20 protein-coding genes are annotated in these 21,600 nt (G+C 59.2%); 5 read left to right on the top strand and 15 right to left on the bottom strand.

The window, feature by feature from the left end; genetic code table 11:
• Window positions 1-8: 8 nt before the first annotated feature.
• The gene (gene miaB / locus ACZ5AL_RS02395; protein ID WP_464513311.1) at window positions 9-1,508 is read right to left on the bottom strand and encodes a tRNA (N6-isopentenyl adenosine(37)-C2)-methylthiotransferase MiaB; all 1,500 of its coding nucleotides are present in this window, start codon (window positions 1,506-1,508) and stop codon (window positions 9-11) included.
• A gap of 45 nt (window positions 1,509-1,553) precedes the next feature.
• The gene (locus ACZ5AL_RS02400; protein ID WP_464511928.1) at window positions 1,554-1,736 is read right to left on the bottom strand and encodes a hypothetical protein; all 183 of its coding nucleotides are present in this window, start codon (window positions 1,734-1,736) and stop codon (window positions 1,554-1,556) included.
• 169 nt (window positions 1,737-1,905) lie between these two features.
• On the opposite strand from ACZ5AL_RS02400, the gene ACZ5AL_RS02405 reads away from it, so the two are divergent.
• From ACZ5AL_RS02405 to ACZ5AL_RS02415, 3 genes are all read left to right on the top strand, one after another.
• Window positions 1,906-3,600 (top strand): DUF2207 domain-containing protein, encoded by a 1,695-nt coding sequence (locus tag ACZ5AL_RS02405; RefSeq protein ID WP_464511929.1) that lies wholly within the window; start codon window positions 1,906-1,908, stop codon window positions 3,598-3,600.
• 382 nt (window positions 3,601-3,982) lie between these two features.
• On the top strand, window positions 3,983-4,369 hold the full coding sequence (locus tag ACZ5AL_RS02410; RefSeq protein WP_464511930.1) for a carboxypeptidase-like regulatory domain-containing protein: 387 nt from the start codon (window positions 3,983-3,985) through the stop codon (window positions 4,367-4,369).
• A gap of 381 nt (window positions 4,370-4,750) precedes the next feature.
• Window positions 4,751-5,512, top strand: a complete 762-nt coding sequence (locus tag ACZ5AL_RS02415; protein ID WP_464511932.1) for a hypothetical protein — start codon at window positions 4,751-4,753, stop codon at window positions 5,510-5,512.
• A gap of 716 nt (window positions 5,513-6,228) precedes the next feature.
• On the opposite strand, the gene ACZ5AL_RS02420 is transcribed toward ACZ5AL_RS02415, so the two are convergent.
• From ACZ5AL_RS02420 to ACZ5AL_RS02475, 12 genes are all read right to left on the bottom strand, one after another.
• On the bottom strand, window positions 6,229-7,293 hold the full coding sequence (locus tag ACZ5AL_RS02420) for a PorV/PorQ family protein (RefSeq protein ID WP_464511933.1): 1,065 nt from the start codon (window positions 7,291-7,293) through the stop codon (window positions 6,229-6,231).
• 12 nt (window positions 7,294-7,305) lie between these two features.
• Window positions 7,306-8,847 carry a WD40/YVTN/BNR-like repeat-containing protein gene (locus ACZ5AL_RS02425; RefSeq protein ID WP_464511934.1) on the bottom strand — a complete coding sequence of 514 codons (1,542 nt, stop codon included), beginning with the start codon at window positions 8,845-8,847 and terminating at the stop codon, window positions 7,306-7,308.
• Window positions 8,848-8,882: 35 nt separating this feature from the next.
• On the bottom strand, window positions 8,883-9,323 hold the full coding sequence (locus ACZ5AL_RS02430; protein WP_464511936.1) for a hypothetical protein: 441 nt from the start codon (window positions 9,321-9,323) through the stop codon (window positions 8,883-8,885).
• Window positions 9,324-9,327: 4 nt separating this feature from the next.
• Window positions 9,328-10,512, bottom strand: a complete 1,185-nt coding sequence (locus tag ACZ5AL_RS02435) for a site-2 protease family protein (protein WP_464511937.1) — start codon at window positions 10,510-10,512, stop codon at window positions 9,328-9,330.
• A gap of 746 nt (window positions 10,513-11,258) precedes the next feature.
• Window positions 11,259-12,470: a pyridoxal phosphate-dependent aminotransferase gene (locus ACZ5AL_RS02440; protein ID WP_464511938.1), complete on the bottom strand. Its 1,212-nt coding sequence runs from the start codon at window positions 12,468-12,470 to the stop codon at window positions 11,259-11,261.
• A gap of 42 nt (window positions 12,471-12,512) precedes the next feature.
• Window positions 12,513-13,010, bottom strand: a complete 498-nt coding sequence (coaD, locus tag ACZ5AL_RS02445) for a pantetheine-phosphate adenylyltransferase (protein WP_464511940.1) — start codon at window positions 13,008-13,010, stop codon at window positions 12,513-12,515.
• 23 nt (window positions 13,011-13,033) lie between these two features.
• A complete protein-coding gene (locus tag ACZ5AL_RS02450; RefSeq protein WP_464511941.1) occupies window positions 13,034-13,627 on the bottom strand; it encodes an RsmD family RNA methyltransferase in 594 nt (197 codons plus the stop codon).
• A 180-nt stretch (window positions 13,628-13,807) separates the two neighbouring features.
• Window positions 13,808-14,716, bottom strand: coding sequence for a hypothetical protein (locus ACZ5AL_RS02455; RefSeq protein WP_464511942.1), 909 nt, complete (start codon window positions 14,714-14,716; stop codon window positions 13,808-13,810).
• A gap of 193 nt (window positions 14,717-14,909) precedes the next feature.
• Window positions 14,910-15,371 carry a hypothetical protein gene (locus ACZ5AL_RS02460; RefSeq protein WP_464511944.1) on the bottom strand — a complete coding sequence of 154 codons (462 nt, stop codon included), beginning with the start codon at window positions 15,369-15,371 and terminating at the stop codon, window positions 14,910-14,912.
• Window positions 15,372-15,587: 216 nt separating this feature from the next.
• Window positions 15,588-16,865, bottom strand: a complete 1,278-nt coding sequence (locus tag ACZ5AL_RS02465; RefSeq protein WP_464511945.1) for an alkaline phosphatase family protein — start codon at window positions 16,863-16,865, stop codon at window positions 15,588-15,590.
• A 97-nt stretch (window positions 16,866-16,962) separates the two neighbouring features.
• Window positions 16,963-17,724 carry a hypothetical protein gene (locus tag ACZ5AL_RS02470; protein ID WP_464511946.1) on the bottom strand — a complete coding sequence of 254 codons (762 nt, stop codon included), beginning with the start codon at window positions 17,722-17,724 and terminating at the stop codon, window positions 16,963-16,965.
• Between the two features lie 22 nt (window positions 17,725-17,746).
• Window positions 17,747-18,016, bottom strand: a complete 270-nt coding sequence (locus ACZ5AL_RS02475) for a PLDc N-terminal domain-containing protein (RefSeq protein ID WP_464511948.1) — start codon at window positions 18,014-18,016, stop codon at window positions 17,747-17,749.
• 170 nt (window positions 18,017-18,186) lie between these two features.
• Here ACZ5AL_RS02475 and ACZ5AL_RS02480 point away from each other — a divergent pair, with 170 nt between their 5' ends.
• Window positions 18,187-19,626 (top strand): 1-acyl-sn-glycerol-3-phosphate acyltransferase, encoded by a 1,440-nt coding sequence (locus tag ACZ5AL_RS02480; RefSeq protein WP_464511949.1) that lies wholly within the window; start codon window positions 18,187-18,189, stop codon window positions 19,624-19,626.
• Window positions 19,627-19,691: 65 nt separating this feature from the next.
• Window positions 19,692-20,150: a hypothetical protein gene (locus ACZ5AL_RS02485; RefSeq protein ID WP_464511951.1), complete on the top strand. Its 459-nt coding sequence runs from the start codon at window positions 19,692-19,694 to the stop codon at window positions 20,148-20,150.
• Window positions 20,151-20,768: 618 nt separating this feature from the next.
• Here ACZ5AL_RS02485 and ACZ5AL_RS02490 read toward each other — a convergent pair.
• Window positions 20,769-21,590 (bottom strand): type III pantothenate kinase, encoded by an 822-nt coding sequence (locus tag ACZ5AL_RS02490; RefSeq protein WP_464511952.1) that lies wholly within the window; start codon window positions 21,588-21,590, stop codon window positions 20,769-20,771.
• Between the last annotated feature and the right edge of the window lie 10 nt (window positions 21,591-21,600).

Here is a 21,600-nt window from a genome sequence, read left to right on the forward strand (position 1 = left end):
CGTCCAAACTACCCCACCACCAGCCGCTCGGCTTCTTCCTGCAGCGTGGTGCGGCCCAGCGCCTCGCCGATGAGGGTCGCCGAGGTGGCGTCGACGATGCGGACGTTCACGTAATCGCCCTTCTCGTAGTCCTCGCGGTCGAACACCACCATCTTGTTCGTGTCGGTGCGTCCGCAGAGCTGGGCGTCGCTCTTCTTGCTGGGGCCTTCCACGAGGACGGTATGTTTGCGTCCGATCTCGTTGGCGTTGCGCACCTCCGAGATGCTGCGCTGCAGTGTGATGATCTCCTCCAGACGGCGTTGCTTTACGTCGTCTGGCACATCGTCGTCGAGCTTGCGGGCCGCGTACGTATCCGGACGCTCGCTGTACTTGAACATGTAGGCGTGGTCGTACTCCACCTCGCGCATGAGGGAGAGCGTGTCCTGATGCTGTGCCTCCGTCTCGCCGCAGAACCCGGCAATGATATCCGTCGATAGCGAGATGCCCGGACACAGCGCTTTGGCGCGATCCACCAGGTCCAGGTACTGCTCGCGGCTGTACGTGCGGCGCATGCGGTCGAGCACTTCGGTGTTGCCGTGCTGCACCGGCAGGTGGATGTAGTTGCACACGTTGTGCCGCCGGGCATGCACCTGCAGCAGCTCGTCGGAGCAGTCTTTCGGGTGACTCGTGGAGTAGCGAATCCGAAGCTCGGGCGACACCTGGCTGATGCGGTCGAGCAGCTCCGCAAACGACACGTCGGTGCCGTCGTCGTCGGTGTAGTGGTACGAGTTCACGTTTTGACCGAGCACCGTCACCTCCTTGTAGCCCTGGTCAACCAGCTCCTGGCACTCGCGCAGAATAGTGGATACAGGGCGGCTGCGCTCACGTCCGCGGGTGAACGGCACCACACAAAAGGCACACATGTTGTCGCAGCCACGCATGATAGAGACGAACGCCGAAATCCCGTTCGAGTCGTATCGGACGGGCGAGAGGTCGGCGTAGGTTTCTTCTTTGGAGAGCTGCACGTTCACTGCGGCTTGGCCGGTCGAGTCGGCTTCGGCAAGCAGACGCGGCAGATCGCGGTAGGCGTCGGGGCCCACCACCAGGTCAACGCGCTTTTCCTGCTCCAGCAGCTTTTCGCGCAGGCGTTCGGCCATGCAGCCGAGCACGCCGATCATCATAGGCGCATCGCGCTTGCGCTTCTTGGCCCGAAGCATGTCGAGGCGGCGCCGCACCTTTTGTTCGGCATTCTCGCGTATCGCACAGGTGTTGATGAGCGCCACATCGGCCTCGTCAACGTCGTGGGTCAGGCCGTAGCCGTTGCTCTTGAGGACCGACGCCACGATCTCTGAATCCGACACGTTCATCTGACAGCCATACGTCTCCAGATACACCTGCCGCGCCCCCTGCACCTCGTGCCCGGCCATCTTCGGACGGTCAAGATCGTCGGTGTCGATGTCGTCGTTTTCCTGGGCGCGCTCACGACGCAGTTCGGTATCCAGAATGTTGATGTCTTGAATCGGCTCCATAGCGCGATATCCGATAGGTAGAGTCAAACTATATGCGTCGATGCTTTACGCAACGGGCGTTATGCGGTTCAGCCGTTTCGCGTCTTCGACGTTGTCGCGCCGCCAGTCGTAATCGAACTGAAAGCAAGTGAAATGTCCATCGCCATAGTCGGTGGAGCCGAGGGGCAGCGCGAGTTCCATGCTGCAGGTGAGCACAATCAGACCCGAAGCGAAAAACGAGCGCCACATATGCACACCAGTTGGTAGGAAAGTGCATCCGTAGTTTGAGTGTGCGGAGATCCGGCGTTGTTACATCACCTGTAGCATCGTTTCTCTTCTACTCGTAACCTTTTCAGGGCTCTGATCGTGGATGGAGTGTCACGATATCTGCAGCGTTCCGTTATATAGTCCGCCAGCCATGCTATATCTTCAGATTCCAGCGACATGGTGTTCCGTTGGTGTGTTGCTTCTAATGCTGCTGCAAACAGCACCGAGTCATGCGCAGGATGCCGACTGGGACATCGCCCGCTATGATGTAGACGTGGCGGTGGATACCAGCGGCACGTACGCCGTCACCGAGCAGATTGCGTTTGACTTGCGCCAGGGCACGTTCACCCGGGGCGAGCGGCGCATTCCCACCCGGCAGATGGACGCGCTGCGCGATGTTGAGGTGACCAGTTCCGAGGTGGCAATCACCGACGTATCCACCCGTACGCAAAGCGGCGAGCGGGTCATTCAGTGGCAGTACCCCGAGCGCGACACCCTCACGACGTTTACGCTAACGTACACCGTGGAGGGTGCGCCCTACACCGAAAACGGACGCACGGTGATCGACTGGCAGGCGGTGGGGGATGCGTGGAATGTGCCCATCCGCGCGATGCAGGCGACCGTGCAGCTTCCGTTTCCCGAGGTGGAGCGCGATTCTATTCGACTGGAACCTGCTGCTGACGCCTCACTCGACTCTATGGAGGCGGGATGGCAGGCTACATTCGCTTACGGCGAGTTGGCTCCGAACGAAGGCTATCGCCTGCGCATCCACCTGCCCCGCGTGATTGATGCGCCCGAGCGCACGTCAAGCAGCCCAGAGTGGACAAAGGTATTTACCGGGATCGGGCTGGGACTCTTTGGGATGATCGGGGGTGGAGCAGCCGCGTGGTGGCTCGGACGCCCCCCTGCGCCGTCGGTCCGGCGTCCGCGTGAGCCCCGGCTGCCGATCAGTGAGGCCGGCTACCTGGTGCTGCGCGAGCAGATGTACGGCTGGCACCGCCTGTTTAGCGCGATGATGTTTGATCTCGCCGAGCGTGGGCACCTTACGTTGCGACGCGCAGAGAAGGAGGCGTCGTGGACTGAACCATCTACGGAGACAATCGAAGTAGAGGTGCACGCGCAGTCGCACACGCTCTCTGATCGTGAAGAAGCGCTCATCGAGGCGTTGCGCTCGCACGATACGCTAACCGACTTCTTTCAGAAGAAGGGGACATGGCAGCATAGACAGGTGAAGCAGATCCGCAACGACCTGGTCGCACGCGGCTGGATCATAGAGCACCCGGCGCGTTCGTGGGGGAGTGCGCTGGGCGGCGTTGCACTTTTCGCGGGGGGACTTGCAGGGCTGTTTACGCTTTCGGGATGGATGGCCGCTGTAGCTGCTGGACTTGGGATGGGAGCAGGTGTCGGTGGTGTGCTCATCGCCACGCAGTATCGTACGCTCAGCGAAACGGGCGTCCGCGAGCGGGCCGAGGTGCAGGCGTATCTGGATCGGGAGCGCACCGCGGTCGAATCTACACTCGATGCCAATCCTGTGGCGGCGGCGCACCGGTTTGTAGAGGTGCTACCGTGGCTGACGCTCGACACGTCGGTGAATAGCACGTATGTGAAAGCCATCAACGACGCGTTGGAGAAACGTCCCAATGCGGTCACGCTGCCGCCGTGGATCGAAGACCGCGTGGGAAAAGGGGAAAGCAAGGAGGTCTTCACCACCTTCCTGCCGCTCTACATCGTGATGATGAGCAGCACATCGGTATCGGCTTCTGGGAGCGGTTCGTCTGCCAGTAGTGTATCCGTCGGCGCAGGTGCTACCGGTGGTGTCGGCGGAGGCGGTGGGGGCGTGTCGTGAATCCGAATTCGCTACGGAGCCATCAGAAATACGATTGGTGCAAAGGGAGTGTACAAGCGGCCTGTCTGATCGCAGATTGATATTGGGTGCCATTATTCAAAACTGTACCAGTACGCTGTCACCAGCGTGTCATTTTGTATGCTAACATGCATGTCATTTAATGATCTTATGCTTTGTATATTCTGTCTTGCTTTTGTTGGATACTGATACGACCCATCTTATAAGCTGTAGGTATCTAATGGCAAACAACCCTTGTAGTCGGTTCAAATAATATATACATTGCGATGCATACGACTTTCACAAAGTTAATAACGATATGCAGCGCTCTTTTCTCATTTGTGGACTGGCCCTCTGTGTTGCTCTTTTGGGTTGTAATGATCGTATGATCAATGCGGTTGGACACGAATCAGCCTCGATTGGAGATAGCACAATCGAGTTGGTTGACGGTGCGCCGACAGGCACGGTAAAGGGGCATGTCGTTGATGCGAAAACGGGGGACAAGCTTCCTGGAACAACCGTAAGTTTTCCCGAGCATGAGCAGGGAACAGCTGCAGATGGAAGCGGCACGTTTCGCATCGAGGATGTGCCTCAGGGCGCGCACCACCTTGTTGCCAAGTTTTTGGGCTACCACACTGCTGAGACGTCAGTCGATCTCACCGAAAACGGTGTTTACCTCCGCATTTCGTTGGACCGGAAGCCTGAAGATCAGTTGGGTGATATTATTGTTCTGAAATGTTTTCCGTCGGATTCGAAGGATGAAGGTGAGTAGCAGATGCTGCATATACAGCCAAACTCGGCTCTTCTCAAATCATCTCCAGTCCAATGTCCATACTACGGACTCTTTCCATCATCATCAGCGGATGTGCCATGCTGGCAGCCGTGTGGATAACTGGCGCAGCCCCCTCAGCAGGAGTCCTCAAGTTCGGAGGAAAGCCTACCAATAACACAGACGGCAACACCTTACCAAACACTGGCCAAGAGCGCGCCCCCGCAGTTCACCCAACGCCCCCGCCCACAGCCAGCCAGTGAGCGCACCGTTCGGTCGGGCTCGTGGAGGGAGGTCGGTGCCGAGCGTCCGGCGCTCATCAATCCCCGTGCGCTTCGCGCCTATCGGGGCGATGTCTTTTTCCGCAATGAGTCCGAGCACAAGGTGTATCGGTACACGCCCGATGGCGAACATGTGCGCACGTATGGAGAAGGGCGCGGCGTTGGGCCGGGCCAACACATGAACGTAAAGGGATATGGCATTGCATCAAATGGCCAGGTGGTTGTAGGTGATGTACAGGGCCGAAAAATCTCGGTGTTTAACGAAGATGGGACTGTGGAGCGCACGGAGCGCCCCGACTTTGACCTCATGCGACTGGGAGTTACGAGCGATGACCAAATCGTCACGTTGGCGGCACCTACTGCCGTACGGTTTCGATCTCTGATGGGAGGCGGCCATCGAGAAGGGGAGGACGTTGTGCGCGATCCATACAAGTGGATTGGCGTGTTAGATGGCGGTCTACGGGGCGACTCTCAAGGCGGCGCCATCCAGTTCTCATTCTACTATGGCTACCTGATTCGGTGGCATGGCAACGGTAGCATCGATTATATCCGCGAAATGATCGGTGATTACCCCCCTACGCCTACTGAACCGGCAGGCGCTACAAAACGCGCAGTGCAGAGCCAAATTCGCTTTCGAGTAAACGATGTGTCGATTCAGGATGATGAAGTCCATGTGCTGTTAACGTTTTTTGAGTCAGATGAAAATTCGCATATCGTAGATGTGTATAACTTGAGAAGAGGCACCTATCTGTACAGCTACGAACCGCCCAAGCCTTTGCGGAGCCTTGCCGTTTCGCGTGATCATATCATTGGTGGGCAGGACACCACCTTCGTCGTGTGGGATCGCAGCGCGGTTGCAGAGTGAGCGTATATGCCGTCTCGCGGGGCATGATGGAGGCAGGTTCTACCGGTGGCGCGTCGCAGGGCTGCTCCCGGGTAGTGGTTGATTGTACGTGATCGTTTTACGGCTTGAGGATGGATCTGCAGGTTATCCTGACGCCGATAGGCGAACGGATCGGGGCCGCCGTCTGCTATCCCCAGCAAGGCCGCGCGTTGTAGCATTCCCTGTGTGCCTTATACCGTAGTCCTCCGTCGGCTCGTGTTGAGATGCTTCACTGAGTTCAGCATGACTCATGAGAAAATGCGGGGACGAATGCCTTTGGAGAGGCCCTCATGTAACGTTTTGCCACTACCTACTGCTGTGTCACAACTGAATGCCTCCTCGTCGCGATGTACAACCGGCATGACCTTCGGCCCCTCTGCGTCGCGACGGACGAATAGACGCTCTGCGTCCAACGTACCCCCAAGGTAAAGAAACCAGGTGGTGGATTGGGGGACGCGGGAGCATCCCAGCAGGCGTGGCGACGCGGAGCATCGCCACGAGAGTTGGAATTTTGCGCGTCCGCCAGTCATCCTGCCGCCGTGAGACGGAAGGGTCTCAACGCCATCCTTGCAGGTCTGGCACATCCGGCCTGATGGCAGGAGATTGCGTCGCTCCGCTCGCAATGCCAAGGGTGTGAGTGTTTCTCGGTACGTCAGGGTACACATGCGTTACCCAAAGATTGACGTGTGACAGCGCACTTACAGATAGATGCGTACGCTCAGCACGTTCATCAAGTCGGTGACGTACGGTTCAACTACAGCGGCGTAGTTAACATCCACGTCGAGGGTGCCAAGCGACTGACTGAGGCCAAATCCAAGGCTGGGCTGCCATCCGTTGATGCCGTCTTCGCCCAGCCGGTCGATGCCGCCCCGAACGGTAAACGTTTCGACGAATGCATAGCTCACTCCGATGCGTCCCATGGATTCGTGGAGGCGAAAGTCGCGCGTTTCAAATCGTTCGCTGGGCTGGGCCGAGCCCTCGCGGGGGAGGCGCACGCGTTGTTCGCGGTCGGTGAAGCGCGATTCGTACTCGGCCAGCAGACGCAGACGGTCGTCAAGCAGGCGGTGCGAGGCGCTCACGCGGACGCGCACAGGAAAGAAGTCGGTGGCCGAGCGCCCGCCCACGCCGCCCGTATCCCACTCGTATTTTGCCAGCAGATCGCTCACCGAGAGCCCAATGTGCGTGCCTGATTGGACGGTGTAAATCAGTCCCAGATCTACGGCCAGTGTTTGCACCGTCCCGACGTCATCGACCAGATCGGCGAAGTAGAGCTTGAGCGTAGCGCCTCCGGCCAGGCGGTCCCAGAACTGATTACCAAAAGCCAGAAACAGTGCATACTCGTCGGTGGAGAGCGTTTCGGTGGGGCGTCCGTCGCTGTCACGCCCATCAATGTCGCTCACGCCCGCTCGCATCACGCCTGTGCTCAGGCCGGCGGTGGGGCCAAGTGGAGCGTCAAAGGTGATGTGCTGCATATCGCGATCGAACGTCATGAGGGCCGCCGAGAGCGAGATGTTTTGCGCTTCAATACCTGGAGCCAGGGCTGGGTTGTAAAACGCTGCCGACTGCGTTCCGGGGGCGGCGCTTACCGCATTGCCCAGCGCCATTCCATGCGCTCCGAACCCAACGCGGGCAAATGCCCCAGCCCCGGCGTCTTGGGCCTGCACGGTATGTCCTATGCTACTTGCAAGTAGGAGGGGGCCTACAAGCAGAGCCAGCAGGGCATGCCACACAGATGGACTAAATGGCTTGTGCAATACATCCATGACGCCTCGAAATCAGTCAATCAACAAAATTTTGCCACGGGCTTCGTCCTGATCGGTCTCCACTTCATAGAAGTACGTCCCGTTGGGGAGGCGCAGACCGCCGTCGTCGGTGCCATCCCATGCGATTTCTTGTTCGCCGGGCCCATCGCCCTGAGCACGAAGCGTGCGCACAGGCCGCATGTTAAAGTCGTACAGACGGATACGGGTAGACCCGGCCTCGGCCCGCTCATAGCGGATGCGCACCACGCGATCTGACGAAGGGGTAAAGGGATTGGGATACGCGTAGGTCTCCACACCGTCGGTGCCGGGCTCGTCGGGGTCGAGCGGGAAGTTGGTGCGGAAGAGCGTCCAGGTGCGTCCGTTGTCGGTGCTGCGCAAGAGGCCATCGGTGGTGCCAGCCCATACGGCATTGCGGGTGGTGGTAACGGATCGTACGCCCGCGTCGGGGCGATGGAACTGACGCTCGTCGGCCAGTTCAAAGCGGCGCACGGCGGTCCAAGAAGCACCATCGTCATCCGAGATAAAGAGGCCGTTGTCGCCGCCCGCGTAGATGTGGTTGTCGTCGAAGGCCAGGTCGAAGATGCGTTCGTCGACCAGAGTTTGCTCGTAGGTGGCGCCGCCATCGAGGGTGCGGGTTACGCCGAAGCGCTGGGCGGGTGCCCCCGGGCGATTTATGGGCCAGGTGACCATCCAGATGGCGCTTCGGTTGGTGGTGCGTGGTTGTTCGGCCAACACCACGACATTGTCGCCGGTGAGAGCATCGGGCGTGCCGGTATGCGTGTCGCGCGTCCAGGCATGGTTGCCGCCAGCTGCCACATCGTTGGGGGCCGAGCGGTTCACGCCGCCTGCGGTGCCAGCCCACACGGTGCCCGTTTCGTCAACGAGTACCGTAGCCCCAACATGATTAAGCCAGCCTTGTCCATTATCAAACGGGGCGACCTCAAAGTCGTAGGTGGCCTCGGGGGTAATGGCATCAAGGGTGTCGGGGGGGAGTACAACGCGGGTCCAGCTTTCGGCTTCATCGGTGCTGTAGCGCAGACCGGCATTGCCGCTAGCTACCCAGAGCGTGTCGCCCGAGGGGGAGCGCGCCAGGTCTTGCGGAGCGCTTCCTGCTTCTTGTACGATGGGGCGGGCCGAGAGGGTGTTGTTGCCATACGTGATGAGTGTGTCGCCAATGGTATCGAGCGCTGCTGGAGCTTGCTCGAACGAGTCGCCGCCATCCGACGATACTAAGAATCCGCCGGCTGCGGGAACGCCATCCGAATCGAAGGCAAGTCCTGCCGTAACTCGTCGAGTGTCTGTGGGATCGGTGTGCAGGTCGATGGCAAAGAGGACATTATCCTGCAAAGCGGGCACCTCTGGATCGCGAAAGGTAGCGCCGCCATCGGTGGTGAGCGTCAGGTTGGGGCCGGCCCATAGCGAGTCGCCCTGTGCACCCAGGACCTGCACGAAGTTGCTTCCGGGGCCCGGTACGTCGGTGAATCCGGCGGCTGGGGTTTGGGCGGGTGCGGTGGCTGGCATGAGTAGGGCTACACATCCCCATAACATCGCCATGGCAGAACCCAGCACGGAAGGGGTGAAGTGGGTGTTCATGAGGCGGTGGTGGTATCGGGCACAATGCGAAACTGGCCAAGGGCAACGTTGCTCTGCAGGCTATCGGTGGCGGTGGCAAAGACGCGCACGGTGTACTGATTGAAGTCGGCAGGCAGGTCGATGCGTGCGTTGATGCCGTACTGGTTATCCTCGGGGAGAGCCGGGAGTTCGCCCACCGCGCCTATGTTCGCGCCACTGGCCAGAATGGAGAACGATACGCGTTCGATGGGCGCATCCCCGGGGAGAGCGTCGGCGAGCATCACCAGATCAACGGGGACGGTATCGGCGGTATCACTAACGATGACCTCTTGGGGCGCATACTGCAGGTTTTCGATGCGTGGAGGAGTTGGGTCGACCTCGGGGGCACCGGGTGGGTCATCACATCCGCTCATCGCAAGCAACAGGGCGGCCAAAACGGCCAGGGTAAAGCGCAGCATGGCGTTATACGATGGTGAGCGGTTTTAAGCTAAAGCACGAGATAAAGATGGCGATGCACAAATACCCCACCCAGCGGCGACCGCGCGAGAGCGGTTCGCGTTTTCGCACCGGGGGATGCTCAACCTGAATGAGCCACACGATGAGGAGGGTCCACACCAGCCAGCCGGTATACCCAATGGTATGCAAGCCAAGCCATTGCAGTTGCGCCAGGGCGGTACCCAGCAGCAGCCCGCCCAGGCTAAGAGCTTGCATCAACGGATTGTTGCTGAAGATGCTGCGTCCATACAAGTACAGAATGCCGGTTAAGATCCCCCAGGCCATCCACAGTCCCCAGTCGCTGTAGTCGAGTAGTGCAGGGAGGGCCGTTTCCATGAACCCGATGCTGCCCGAAAGCAGCAGGATCCACACAAACAGCCGGGCAAGGCGTCGATGCCAGCGGGCTCCCACCAGGGCATACAGAATGTGTCCGCCGTCGAGTTGGCCTACGGGGAGTAGGTTCAGCGCCGTGAAAAAGAGAGCCAGCCATCCGGCAAAGAGCACCGGATAGTGGTAAATCTCCCACATAGGTGGCACGTTGTCAAAGAATTGCGAGAGCGTCCAAAACAGCGGGGTTTGGCCCACGACGATAAGAGCGGTTTCCTCGTCGTCCACCTCAGGGGGCTCGTCGGGGAAGGTGCCGTACTGCTCGATGTGCTCCTTGAGCGGTTCGTGTCCGGGTTGGTCGAGCAGATACTCGGGGGGCGGCAGCGTGGCAAATGCATACAGCAAGATGCCAAAGGCCACGACAAACCCCGCGACGGGTCCGGCGGCGCCAATGTCGAACAGCTTACGCATCGACGGAATGGGCTCCCGAATCCGAATAACGGCTCCAAAATTGCCGATGCCGTTGAACGGAAAGGGAATGTAGTACGGCAGCGAGGTGCGCACGTTGTGGTAGCGGGCGGCAAAGTAGTGCCCAAACTCGTGCACCGTCAAGAACGTGAGCAGCGGAATGGCATAGCGGAAGCCATCCAGCCAGAAGTGGTACTCGCCTGCCACTTCATAGTACAGAACGCGGTTCACCCAGATCGCGCCCGCGTACACGGTGGATCCGAGCGTGAGCATAAAAAGCAGAATGTGTAACCACACCCGATCCTCGGAGGCGCTAGCTGTGCGTGATGAGCGGGGCGGCGACGGAGGGGTAGACATGAAAGGGAGGAATCAGGAAGGATGTTGAGCTGGGGCGCTTGAACGGACGGTGTGTGGCGGTTTTAGCAGTTCATGTTTTTCCCTGGGGGCTAAGTAAAGTCAGGCACGAAGTTGGGGTTTTGTGCGTTTCAAAGCGGCATCATGTACGTCCGAACATTCTTAATACACGCTCTCATTCGTACGGCGTCACGCTTCACATAAGTGATTGATCTACGTGGCTTTGCGGAATCCCTCCCCCTAAATCCCCCTCCTCTGAGGGGGACCTGAGGGATCCCTTCCACAGTTCCTTCCTCTTCGGGGAGGAAGGGTAGGATGGAGGGGAAACCACTCGGCAATCCCCAAAACCATTGTTGAGGTCACTTAGTGCTGTGTCACAGGTCAATCTTTGGGTAACGCATGGCCAACCACCTAACGTACCGAGAATAACTCACAATCTTGTCATTGCGAGCGCAGCGACGCAATCTCATTGCTTTCAGGTCGGATGCAGCCGCCCAATCAACGGCATGAGATCGCCACGTCGGTCGCAAGCTCTCCCGCGAACTGGACAGGGCCGCTGTATGCGTCAGTAGCTGCTGAGCATCGAACAGGCTGTGGAGGCGTCACAGCACGCTGTGACGGTACGGGGGCCTCCACACTAAGCGCATACTTTTCTCACGGTCAGGGCACGTACCATGAAAGGTGGTTTGTTGGTATCATCGTGCAGGCTGTCACTCGCCCTGAACTCCAACATTGACACGTGATCGTACTCATGTGAGGTCGGCGAGTCCGGTGGCCATGCGGTCCATCGCTGTTTCCAGATCGTCCATCGAGGATGCGTACGAGATGCGCAGTCCACCAGGGGCGCCGAAGGCTTCGCCAGGGACGAGCGCTACGTGGTGCGTTTCGAGCAGGTACATGCAGAGCGCTTCGCTGCTGTCAATGGCGGTGCCGTTGGGCGTGGTGGTTCCAAACAGTGCTGACACATCCGGAAACAGGTAGAAGGCGCCCTGGGGCGTAGGGCATTGCAGGCCGTCCATTTGACGCAAGCGCTCGATGACGTAGTCGCGGCGTTGACGGAAGGCGCGCACCATATGGCGTACCGGCTCCATATCCATCGCTAGCGCGGCGGCACCGGCTTTTTGCGAGATACTGCTGGGGGCCGACGTGAGTTGTCCCTGCACCTTGGCGGCGGCTTTGGTGATGGCCGTAGGCGCTGCCAGGTAGCCCAGGCGCCAGCCCGTCATGGCGTAGGCTTTCGAGAAGCCGTTCACCGTGAGCGTGCGGTCGTACATGCCGGGCAGGCTGGCAAACGCGATGTGTTCGGCGTCGAACACGACATGCTCGTAGATCTCATCGGACAGCACATACACATGGTCGTGGGTCTGGAGGACCTCTGCCAGGGCGTGGAGTTCGTCTTCGGTATATACCGATCCGGTGGGATTTGAGGGGGAGCACATCACCAGCATGCGTGTGTCTTCGGTGATGGCGTCGTCGAGTTGTTCGGGCGTCAGCCGGTAGTGTTGTTCAGGGGTCGTGGACACGACGCGCGGGGTGGCGCCGGCAAATCGGGCCATTTCGGGGTAGCTCACCCAGTATGGAGCGGGAATCAGCACCTCGTCTCCGGCATCGCACAAGACATGCATGCCCAGGGCCACCGATTGCTTGGCTCCGTTGGAGCACAGGATCTGTTCTGGGGTGTAGGAGAGCCCGTTATCGCGTTGTAGCTTCTCGCAGAGCGCCTCGCGTAGCGACGGCATGCCGGGGTTTTCCGTGTAGTTGGTGAACCCGTCGGCAATGGCCTGGACCCCGGCATCGGCGATGGGCTGGGGAGTGTCAAAGTCGGGTTCGCCGGCGCTTAAGGCAACAACCGGGTGGCCGGCGCGACGTAAGGCCGAAGCCTTTGCTTTCATTGCAAGAGTGGCCGAGGGTTGCATTTGAGCAACACGGGCGTTGAATCGGGGGGGAGCAGAATCAGCCATGCGAAGGCGGGAGGTAAGCGATAAAGAGTGGAGACGAAGGTATCAGGAGGCGGTAGACTTAGCGTTCCGCTTAGCGTTAAGGGCTTCCACGACAGGGGGCGGCACGAATTTCGACACATCGCCTTCCCATCGGTTCACATCGCGCACGATCGAGGCGCTCACAAAGGCGTGCTCCTCCGAGGTCATAAGGAAGATCGTTTCGACATCAGGGGCGAGCTTGCGGTTGGCGAAGGCCATTCGGAACTCATAATCGAAGTCGCTGACCTGACGCAGGCCACGGACAAGCACATCGGCTCCGGTTTCTTTGGCGCGGTCGACAATCAAGCCTTCGTGCGCTGCCACCCGAACACCATCGAGCGAGGGGGTGCAGGCTTCAATGAGCGCGATGCGTTCTTCGGTCGAAAAGAGTGTTTTCTTTGTGGCGTTTACGCCGACTGTAACTTCTACGGTGTCGAACAGGTGGAGCGCACGCTCTAGCACATCCAGGTGGCCATACGTGAACGGGTCGAACGTGCCGGGGTAGAGGGCAAGCACAGGCAAAGGAAAAGACGATGTGGAGACAGTTAGGTTACAGCTTCTTCCGCTTCCTCAGATGAGGTGTCAGGGTCATTGGGGGCAGGCAGGGGCGGTCGAAAGAGGCTGACGATGGTGCGCCCGTAGGCCCGATGGGTCATCAGGTCGGGGTGCTCATCAAAAAAGTGATGGCTGCTGTGTTCAAGCGTGAACACGCCATCGGGTTTGAGGTGGGGCAGCGCCAGGTCGGGGAGTTCGCGCATCGCCTCCAGCTTGTAGGGCGGGTCGGCCATGATGAGGTCGAGCGAGAGCCCATTGTAGCGCCGCAGATACGTAACGGCATCACCCTGTACAAACAGGCATTGCTCTTCTACGCCAAGGCGTTCCGCGTTTTGGCGGGCTGAGTCAAGCACGCGCCCATCGCTTTCAACAAATGTGACAAGCGATGCCCCCCGGCTGATGGCTTCGAGTCCGAGGGCGCCGGTGCCAGCGAACAGGTCAAGCACCTCAGCATCTTGCAGGTAGATGCGGCTATCCACCAGGCTGAAGAGCGATTCGCGCGTTCGAGCAGTGGAAGGGCGTGTGCGATGGCCGTCGGGCGAGGTTAGCGTATGGCCACGAAATTGCCCTGCAATGATGTGCATGACGCTGTAGAAGAACCCTGATGAAAAACGGTCTGAAACATTCTACTTTTACTTTTACCTGTGGCGGTGAATCAGGTTCGGTGCCCTGCCGAAGGGGGACGCACATACAGTCTTGCCGAGCATGAAGGGCCAATCATGTTGAAGCGGCTCCACCCCGACAGGTGGGTAGCAAGATAGGAGTTAGCGCCCGTGTTGGAGCATGCCGTATGCCGCGGCCCATCCGTGGGGCGGGGTCGGTTGGGTGTGGGTTTCTGTGCTGCTGTGCGGGGGCAGCACGATGCGACGCGGCGATACGGTACCAATAGGTGGAATTGCGAGTGCGGCCTGCACGCTTTCACCATACGTCCATACGGCGTGAAGGTCGGCTGGGGGTACGTGAAGTCGGTTCAGTAGGCTGGTGGCAAAGTACGCACGGTCGGGCGGCGTGGGGGCGTGCGGGGTGTAGTGCACATAGGCGCAGTGGGTGTCGTGCCATAGTGCGTATTCCGTATCGTCGCCATAGCATCCGATGCCCAGGTGCCAGCCGGTTTCGGTGGAGGCATGGGCATCCAAAACGACAGCCGGGCGCACATGCACTGTTAGATCGGCCTCTAACACATCGGCCCACTGTTGCAAGCGAGCTTGAACATGCGAAGGCAAACGTACGGCACGATACCATTGGTGGCTTGTGCGTCCGGGTAGGGGCGTGGGAACAGAGTGAACCGTTATGTGCGTGTCGGTTTCTGTCTCGGTGCCGGTTAGCAAGGCCGCCTCTTGCCGAAGCGCGTGGCGGGTTTGCGAGGGGTTCATCGTTGCAGGCAGCGGCGCCTGCACCGTCAGTCCATAGGCTGGGGGGAGCGCCACATGGAGGTGGTCAACGCGAGGCTTGGCCCCAACACGGGCCACGGCTTCTTTCAGGTGGCGCTGAATCACATTCAAGGTTTGCTGATGCGGAGCCGATCGGGGAGGCGTCTCAAACAACGCCTGCATACCGGGGCGATCGAGTGTGATGTCTCTATGCGTATGCCATGTTACGGGCGGATACGCTCCAACCGCTATGCGGCACGTCGTATCCGAAACATCGATAACAGCATCATATCCTGTAGGCATAGGGGGGACTTTTACTTTCGGCACAAGTAGCAGAGCGCTGTGCTCATGCCGTTTGCGGATGCACGCCTGCCCGCCCCCGCCGTTACGCTTCTGTTAGCGAAGCGTTGTTGATGCGGCGGGCGGGAACGCTGGGACGTTGAAACGGGGTGGATAAGCCTGTGTGGGTGTTCGATCAGGCTACTAGGCGAGCGGGCTACTCCCAACTGGCCACGTTGGTACGGGTGGGGTCGCCTGTAAGCGTCCCGATTTCGTCATCCGAGTCGGGTGATTCGAGCAGGTAGGTGGGCACCTGGCCCGTATCGCTGAGCGTGTAGATGAACATTTCGCCCGAGCGGGGCGAGTAGAACATCGAGTCCAGCTCAAACGAGGTACGGAAGAGACTGTCGCGCGCGTTCAATAGTTCTTCGTCGCGTTCAATGTGCGCCATGAGCTGGTCAAGCGAGTCGGGAAAGGTGGTGCTGTCTCGCTCGTAGCGGTTGAGGCTGGTTCGGATGTCGGTCATGCGATCACGGACCTCCTCCGTGATACGCTCCTCCCGTTCAATTTCCGCATACGGGGCGGTGATAGAATAGTACAGAAAGTACGCAAGCCCGATGATGACAATAGCCAGCACGACTTGCAGGATGGTCCGAGTACGATCGCTGTGTAGCGCCATGAATGCAACGGTGAGTCAAAACAAGAGCACGAGGGTGTGGGGGGATGTGCTGAGTAGACATATTTTTCTCGCTACCCAGCACGCCCAAAAGTATGCGCTTTCGTTGCGAAATGCAACCACGATGCAATAGATCCCGCTAGTGGGGCTCTAGAACATGCGTTGCACGCAAACGCGCAGGTGCAAATAGCAACAAATAGTGGAGAGGGCCCACTCTAGTTACGGGGTGGTGAGCAAAGGTTGGGCAGCTTCGAGTGATCCATCATGCGGCGCAGGCTCCAGCCCCATGATTTCCGTCATAAGCGGATACAAGTCTACAAAGTTCAGGCTATCGAGGCGGGCTTGACCGTCAAATGCGGGCCCATGCGCCATAAGGATAGTCTGCATATTATCGAGTTTGGGGTCGTAGCCGTGCGTTCCGCCCTCCAGGCGGTCGCGATTATTTTCAAAGTACGGCGTTGTAGAGATTGACCAGGTGTCTTCTGCAATGGCAATGATTTCGGGGATGCGGTGGTGACCCTGAAAGTGCAGCTCTTCGGGTACATCGTCGCGATGGTAGGCGTCGATGGGAGCCAGGGCATCCAGCGTGTCAATGATCGGTTGCGGGTCAACGCCGTCGCGCGGAGAGATCATCGCCACCGGGGTAAAGTCCGTGATGTGGACATCGTCGGTGTCAAAGTGTTCATCCAGCAGGATGGTGCGGTCGGGGGAGATGGGGCTCATGCCATGATCGGAGGTGATGATCACGTTGGCCGATCCATGCAAGCCGCGTTCATCAAGGCCATCAAAGAGGCGTTCGATGTACCCATCGACCTCGTACAGGGCCTGACCTACCTCTTCATGCTCGGGCCCATACCGGTGGCCGCGCGAGTCCACCTTGCTAAAGTAGAGCGTGATGAAGTCAGGTCGTTCGGCGTCGGGCAGGTCAATCCATTCGAGCACCTGATCGACTCGGTCTTCGCCGGGGATGCGCCCGTCGTATTCGGTCCAGTAGCTGGGGCGTGTGCCGTCGATCTCGGCCTCGGAGCCGGGCCAGAAGTAGGTGGCTGCGGTTTGGCCTTGCTGCTCGGCCGTTACCCAGATCGGCTCGCCGTCGTCCCACCAGCGTCCATCGGTAACGGCGTCGTCATTGCTCATTGTGAAGCGGCCCAATTCATCATCGTACATGTTATTGGAGAGGATGCCGTGGTTCGACGGATACAGGCCGGTAACGAGCGAATAGTGATTTGGAAAGGTTTTCGTTGGAAAGACGGGCACGAACCGTTCAACGAATGCACTTTCCTCCATAAGCGCTTCCAGGTAAGGCGCATCGTACAGGTCAAAGTAGTCGTGGCGAACCCCGTCAATGGAGATGAGGATGAGCGGCTCATAATCGGCGGCTTCGGTTTCCTCCTCAGACGGCGGGTTGACGGTGTCGTTAAACTCGGGCGGTTCTGCACATCCCACTCCGAGAAGAGCGATGAGAAGAACGCTGGCAAATAGACGCAATGTGGACATGAACAAGGGGCGCGGTTTAGTAAGGCCGACGGATACGTAATGTATACGTTGCACTCTTTCAAGGTTGCATTCAGGGCCTCCACGTCAACAGTTCGCGTTATGGATTGCCTGCGCAGTAAGATGTGGTGCTTTCTACCGCAACAAGCCGTATCGTAGCATCAGCCGGAACGACAAACTCGCTAAAACCGACGGGGTCGGTGGGATGCCCCCAGTCGTATGTGTAGCCGAGCCCGGTAAAGGGGTAGCCCCCCGGTTGGTGGGCAAACGCAAACTGGTCGGCCAACCAGGTGCGGTGAGCGTTGGTTGCGCGCAGGCGGGCGTTCGGCTGCGGGTCCTGCGGCCAGCAGTGGGCATTCGTTGTGGACGGGTTGGGACACGGGCGGAACAGAGACTGCACGTCTACCCAGAACGTGATAAAGTGGGTGTATCCGGCGTATGGGGGCAGCCCTAAACGTTGCTCCAGGCGCCGGTCACGCGCGTCATCGGGAAGGGCGTTGCAAAACTGCTGTACTGCCGGAACGAGGGTCGTCCATACGTCGCTCGCTACGCGGAGGGTATCACCGGGAGCGGCGTTGTGGTGGGCTTCAGCGAGATGAGGGCTATCTGTCCAGGTAACGACTTGGATCCATCGGGTGCCTGTGGTGTCGGTTTTCTGACGTAGCGTGTCGTTGTGAGGTGTAACAGGCGTGAGAGGCGCTACCGCGGCGGCGTCAAGCGTGGCAGCTTCTTCAATGGCTGTGTTGTAGATGGCGGCCAGCGCCGTTGAGTCTGAAGGCAGGTGTTCGTGCGGAGCGGGTGCTGTGTGGGAGGCTGCGCTGCATCCAATCAGCACACCACTCAGCACGATCCCTACAAGCATTAAGAACCTGTTCATTGTGTAGTTAGCGGCCAATCAGGTAGTAAATGATGGCGCCTACCAAGGGAAAGATAATAATGATGAGCGCCCAGATGACTTTGTTGAGCGGCCCGCGGCCCCGGTCGCCAAGCAAGTCAATGAGTGCCACTACAGCAACCACTACGACAAAAATTGAGAAGAGGTTGCCAGGGAATGACACAAGGTGGTCGGTTAGGTTGCGTCCACAGCCGGTCAACACGAGCAGCAGTGGCAAGAGCAGCAGTGGGGTGGCGCGTGCAAACAGACGGTCTAACATAGCATCAAAACGGTGTTGGAGTAGAAGGTAACGAGCGTTATGGTATCCAACCTACGCATCGGGCTGGAGAAATGATACACTGAGGCCGCAGACAGGGTAGGCACATGCAGCGAGGGGATCGGTATAGGCGACCCCGTGATTCGATTTGAAGCGTCTCGCACCGTATCATCATGACCCTGTATACCATTTTGGTTCGGCTCCTGCGGTTGATCAATCATCTATATTTTGTGGATGTGCGGTCATCGGGGCGGGAGCATGTGCCGGAGTCGGGGCCTGTGCTGCTGGCTGCCAATCATCCGGGGTCGATTCTAGATTCAGTTCTCATGACCACCCAAATCCCGCGTCCGATTCGGTTTCTGGCACGCAGTGGGCTGTTTCGCATTCCGGTGCTGGCTACGTTCTTCCGACAGATGGGGGCGATTCCTATTTATCGGTCAAGCGAAACGAAAGGGGCTGGGCACCGCAATCGCGAGGTGTTCGAGAAGGTATATGAGCTCTTTGAGGAAGGGGGATGTGTGGGGATCTTCCCCGAAGGAAAAAATGCGCCTCGCACGCAGGTAACGCCAATCCGCACCGGCACCGCTCGGATGGCGCTGGGGGCCGAAGCGCGCAACGACTATGAACTGGGATTGGTGATTGTGCCTGTGGGCATCAACTTTGAAAGTCGCGATTTGCTCACGGCAGCGGTGCTGCTTCGTTTTGGCACGCCGATTCGCGTATCCGACTATGCCGAGATGCATCGTTCGCAGCCCGATCAGGCGGTGCAGCAGCTCACGGCAGATGTGCAGGCTGCGCTTCAGCGGCAGGCTATGCACATCGAAGACGAAAAGGCCCAGGCGCTGGCTGACGACCTGGCCTCGGTGCTTGGCGATAAGGTGGCCGCCGCCATGGCAGGTGCCCCCGATGAAGATGCGCGCTCCTCTTCATGGGGGCAGCGCGTGGTGGATTGGGTGCTTGGGTTGTATCAGCGAACCACCTCTGCCGATAGCTATGCGTTTGAGCTTCGCATGCTGCGCCGTAAGTACATCTACGACGTGTTGCACCGCGCCTCGCAAGCCGCCCCTGAAGCGGTAACTGCTCTTCGCAACCGCGTGGAGCGATACAAGGATCACCTGCGCCAGAATCAACTGCGCGCTGCGCTTTCCGATTCGTTTGAGGGTCCGGTGCGTGAGCGGCTGCTGCGGTTGCGCATGACGCTGTATGCCGTGGGAATGGCCCCCATTGCAGCGTTTGGGTTCGTGCATAACGCAGTCCCTTATCTCTTCACGAAGCTTACCGCCCGCCAAATTGACGATGAGGCCATTCGCGGGTTTGCCTACTTTACGCTAGGCATTGTTGCGTTTGGTCTTGCGTACACCGCAATCGGGGTGGGACTTTGGCGCTATACCGAGCTGAGCTGGGCGCAAAGTCTGGCGTATGTGGCGCTGTTGCCGCCAACTGGATTTGCGGTGCTTACATACCGGCGCACCATCTTGCTCTACCGCGACCGCATTCTGGTACGTACCTTTTTGTGGAATGAGTCCGACCGGGCGTTCTTGCAGTCGGAGCGAACGGGCATTGCACAGCGCTTCTACACGCTGGCAGAGGCGTATGGCCCTGAGGTTGACTGAGATACTTCGTGCTGCTTTGTCACGGTTTCTTTCTGATCGTTTTCTACGTATATCTCCCTGTTGCTATGTTGCTTGCTGTTGACTTGGGACTGAAAGCTGGGTTTGCGGTGTATAATACCAAGGGCCAGTTGCAGTCCTACCGATCCAAAAACTTTGGTGCGCCGTCGCGGCTAAAGCGCGGGGCATATCGTACGCTCCAGGAGCATCCGGAGCTTACCTGGGTGGTGCTAGAGGGCGATCGTGCCATGGCCGAGGCGTGGCAAAGTCATGCCGACCGCAATGGGCTATCTACCGGGTGGATTCAGGCATCGACCTGGCGCAAGAAGCTCCTGAATCCGAGTGAACGCCGCACTGGTAGCGATGCCAAGGCCGCTTCAGACACGCTGGCTCGCAAGGTCATTGAATGGTCGGGGGCGCCGCGCCCGACTTCGCTGCGCCACGACGCTGCCGAGGCTATTTGCATCGGACTCTGGAGTGTCCTGAACCTGGGCTGGCTGGAACGGCGTCCGCAGGAGTTGCGGTAAGTGTCTTCACACGTCCGTTTTGGGTATGTACTGCTCCGTTCATGCATTGTCATCTTGAGCGGAGTGGCTCCGTCTAGGAGACGCGGAGTCGAAAGATCTCCCTCGAAATGAGCAGGGCCACTCGATCGATCAGAGCCTGCTGAGCGCCGAGGAGATGGTTCGACGTGCTCCGGGCGGGGCCCGTCGCGTGCTCACCATGACAGTTTTTTTGGAGGGGATTGACACACAGAAGTTGGCACGGTCCCCATACCATAACATTCAGGTGTGACACAGCAGTAGTGGGTGTGACACAGCAGTAGTGGGCTGTGGCAGGTCAATCTTCGGGTCCCAACGCCCCCATTTCATGTTGTCATCTTGAGCGTAGTCCGACACGAGCGCAGCGAGATCCCGGATCATGTCCGGGACAGGCGAACGCAGTGAGTAAAGATCTCCTCCGAAATGAGCAGGGCTTTTGGTTTGCCAAGTAGCTGCTGAACGTCGAACAGCCCCTGGAGGCGTCACAGCACGTATCACAGCACGCTGTGACGGTACAAGGGCTGTACACCTTCCGTACGGTCAGGGGCCTATCCTGGCAGTTTTTTTGATCGAGGTGGGGCAGAATATACCACCAGGTTCAGGTTATCGCGCCATGCGGTACGCAAGCAGCTGGCGGGTGCCGTGCAGCACCAGGTGGGGCTCGTGGAAGGACGGCAGTGAGATGGCGTCAGCTAGCAGAGGGGCGGCCCCACCGGTGAGTACAACACGGGGCGTGTCGGGGAGGGTGTCGGCCAGCGTTTCGGTGAGCCCCGAGGCCATGCTTATAAATCCGTTCATGATGCCGCTCTGCAAGGCTGTTTCCGTAGATGTGCCGATCGGGTGAGGGGGCTGCTCCAGCGAAACGATCGGCAACTGGGCGGTACCGCCAGCTAGGCTGTCGCGAAGCAACTCGGGGCCCGGTGCAATGACGCCGCCGAGATACGTGCCGTTGCGGTGCATCACCTCGCAGGTAAGTGCTGTGCCTGCGTCCAGCACCAGCACGCTGCGGGAGGCGTCGCGCCCGTGTTGTAGCCAGGCTCCCGCGGCAGCGGCCAATCGGTCGGCGCCCAGCGTGTCGGGCGTTTCGTAGGCAAGGGCAAATGGAAGCGGCCCCTCCACATCGAGCACAGAAACAGGAATACCGTGGGCCCGCAGTGCGTCCTCAGCCGCGGACGTAGCATCGGGGACCACCGAAACGATGCCCGCCTGAGCCGACGATTCGTGGCACAGCGGTGCCAGTACGGTTCTCCAGGCCGACACTGAGGCGAGCGCGCTTGCATCGAGGGACAGGCGGCCCGTAGACCGGAGGTGCGCCCCTTCAAAGCGGCCCCACTTCACTGCTGTATTGCCAATGTCGAAAATGAGCCAAGAATGAGCCATGGGAGCAGCGGCTTCGCAACGATGATGAAAGGTAGGCGAGGACATAGCGAGACGA

Source organism: Natronotalea proteinilytica, from assembly GCF_055379935.1.

What these genes read in the sequence shown, in the direction of transcription:
- miaB (WP_464513311.1), bottom strand. Translation starts at nt 1,508, where the DNA reads ATGGAGCCGATTCAAGACATCAACATTCTGGATACCGAACTGCGTCGT.
- ACZ5AL_RS02400 (WP_464511928.1), bottom strand. Translation starts at nt 1,736, where the DNA reads ATGTGGCGCTCGTTTTTCGCTTCGGGTCTGATTGTGCTCACCTGCAGC.
- ACZ5AL_RS02405 (WP_464511929.1), top strand. Translation starts at nt 1,906, where the DNA reads ATGCTATATCTTCAGATTCCAGCGACATGGTGTTCCGTTGGTGTGTTG.
- ACZ5AL_RS02410 (WP_464511930.1), top strand. Translation starts at nt 3,983, where the DNA reads ATGATCAATGCGGTTGGACACGAATCAGCCTCGATTGGAGATAGCACA.
- ACZ5AL_RS02420 (WP_464511933.1), bottom strand. Translation starts at nt 7,293, where the DNA reads ATGGATGTATTGCACAAGCCATTTAGTCCATCTGTGTGGCATGCCCTG.
- ACZ5AL_RS02425 (WP_464511934.1), bottom strand. Translation starts at nt 8,847, where the DNA reads ATGGCGATGTTATGGGGATGTGTAGCCCTACTCATGCCAGCCACCGCA.
- ACZ5AL_RS02430 (WP_464511936.1), bottom strand. Translation starts at nt 9,323, where the DNA reads ATGCTGCGCTTTACCCTGGCCGTTTTGGCCGCCCTGTTGCTTGCGATG.
- ACZ5AL_RS02435 (WP_464511937.1), bottom strand. Translation starts at nt 10,512, where the DNA reads ATGTCTACCCCTCCGTCGCCGCCCCGCTCATCACGCACAGCTAGCGCC.
- ACZ5AL_RS02440 (WP_464511938.1), bottom strand. Translation starts at nt 12,470, where the DNA reads ATGGCTGATTCTGCTCCCCCCCGATTCAACGCCCGTGTTGCTCAAATG.
- ACZ5AL_RS02450 (WP_464511941.1), bottom strand. Translation starts at nt 13,627, where the DNA reads ATGCACATCATTGCAGGGCAATTTCGTGGCCATACGCTAACCTCGCCC.
- ACZ5AL_RS02455 (WP_464511942.1), bottom strand. Translation starts at nt 14,716, where the DNA reads ATGCCTACAGGATATGATGCTGTTATCGATGTTTCGGATACGACGTGC.
- ACZ5AL_RS02460 (WP_464511944.1), bottom strand. Translation starts at nt 15,371, where the DNA reads ATGGCGCTACACAGCGATCGTACTCGGACCATCCTGCAAGTCGTGCTG.
- ACZ5AL_RS02465 (WP_464511945.1), bottom strand. Translation starts at nt 16,865, where the DNA reads ATGTCCACATTGCGTCTATTTGCCAGCGTTCTTCTCATCGCTCTTCTC.
- ACZ5AL_RS02470 (WP_464511946.1), bottom strand. Translation starts at nt 17,724, where the DNA reads ATGCTTGTAGGGATCGTGCTGAGTGGTGTGCTGATTGGATGCAGCGCA.
- ACZ5AL_RS02475 (WP_464511948.1), bottom strand. Translation starts at nt 18,016, where the DNA reads ATGTTAGACCGTCTGTTTGCACGCGCCACCCCACTGCTGCTCTTGCCA.
- ACZ5AL_RS02480 (WP_464511949.1), top strand. Translation starts at nt 18,187, where the DNA reads ATGACCCTGTATACCATTTTGGTTCGGCTCCTGCGGTTGATCAATCAT.
- ACZ5AL_RS02485 (WP_464511951.1), top strand. Translation starts at nt 19,692, where the DNA reads ATGTTGCTTGCTGTTGACTTGGGACTGAAAGCTGGGTTTGCGGTGTAT.
- ACZ5AL_RS02490 (WP_464511952.1), bottom strand. Translation starts at nt 21,590, where the DNA reads ATGTCCTCGCCTACCTTTCATCATCGTTGCGAAGCCGCTGCTCCCATG.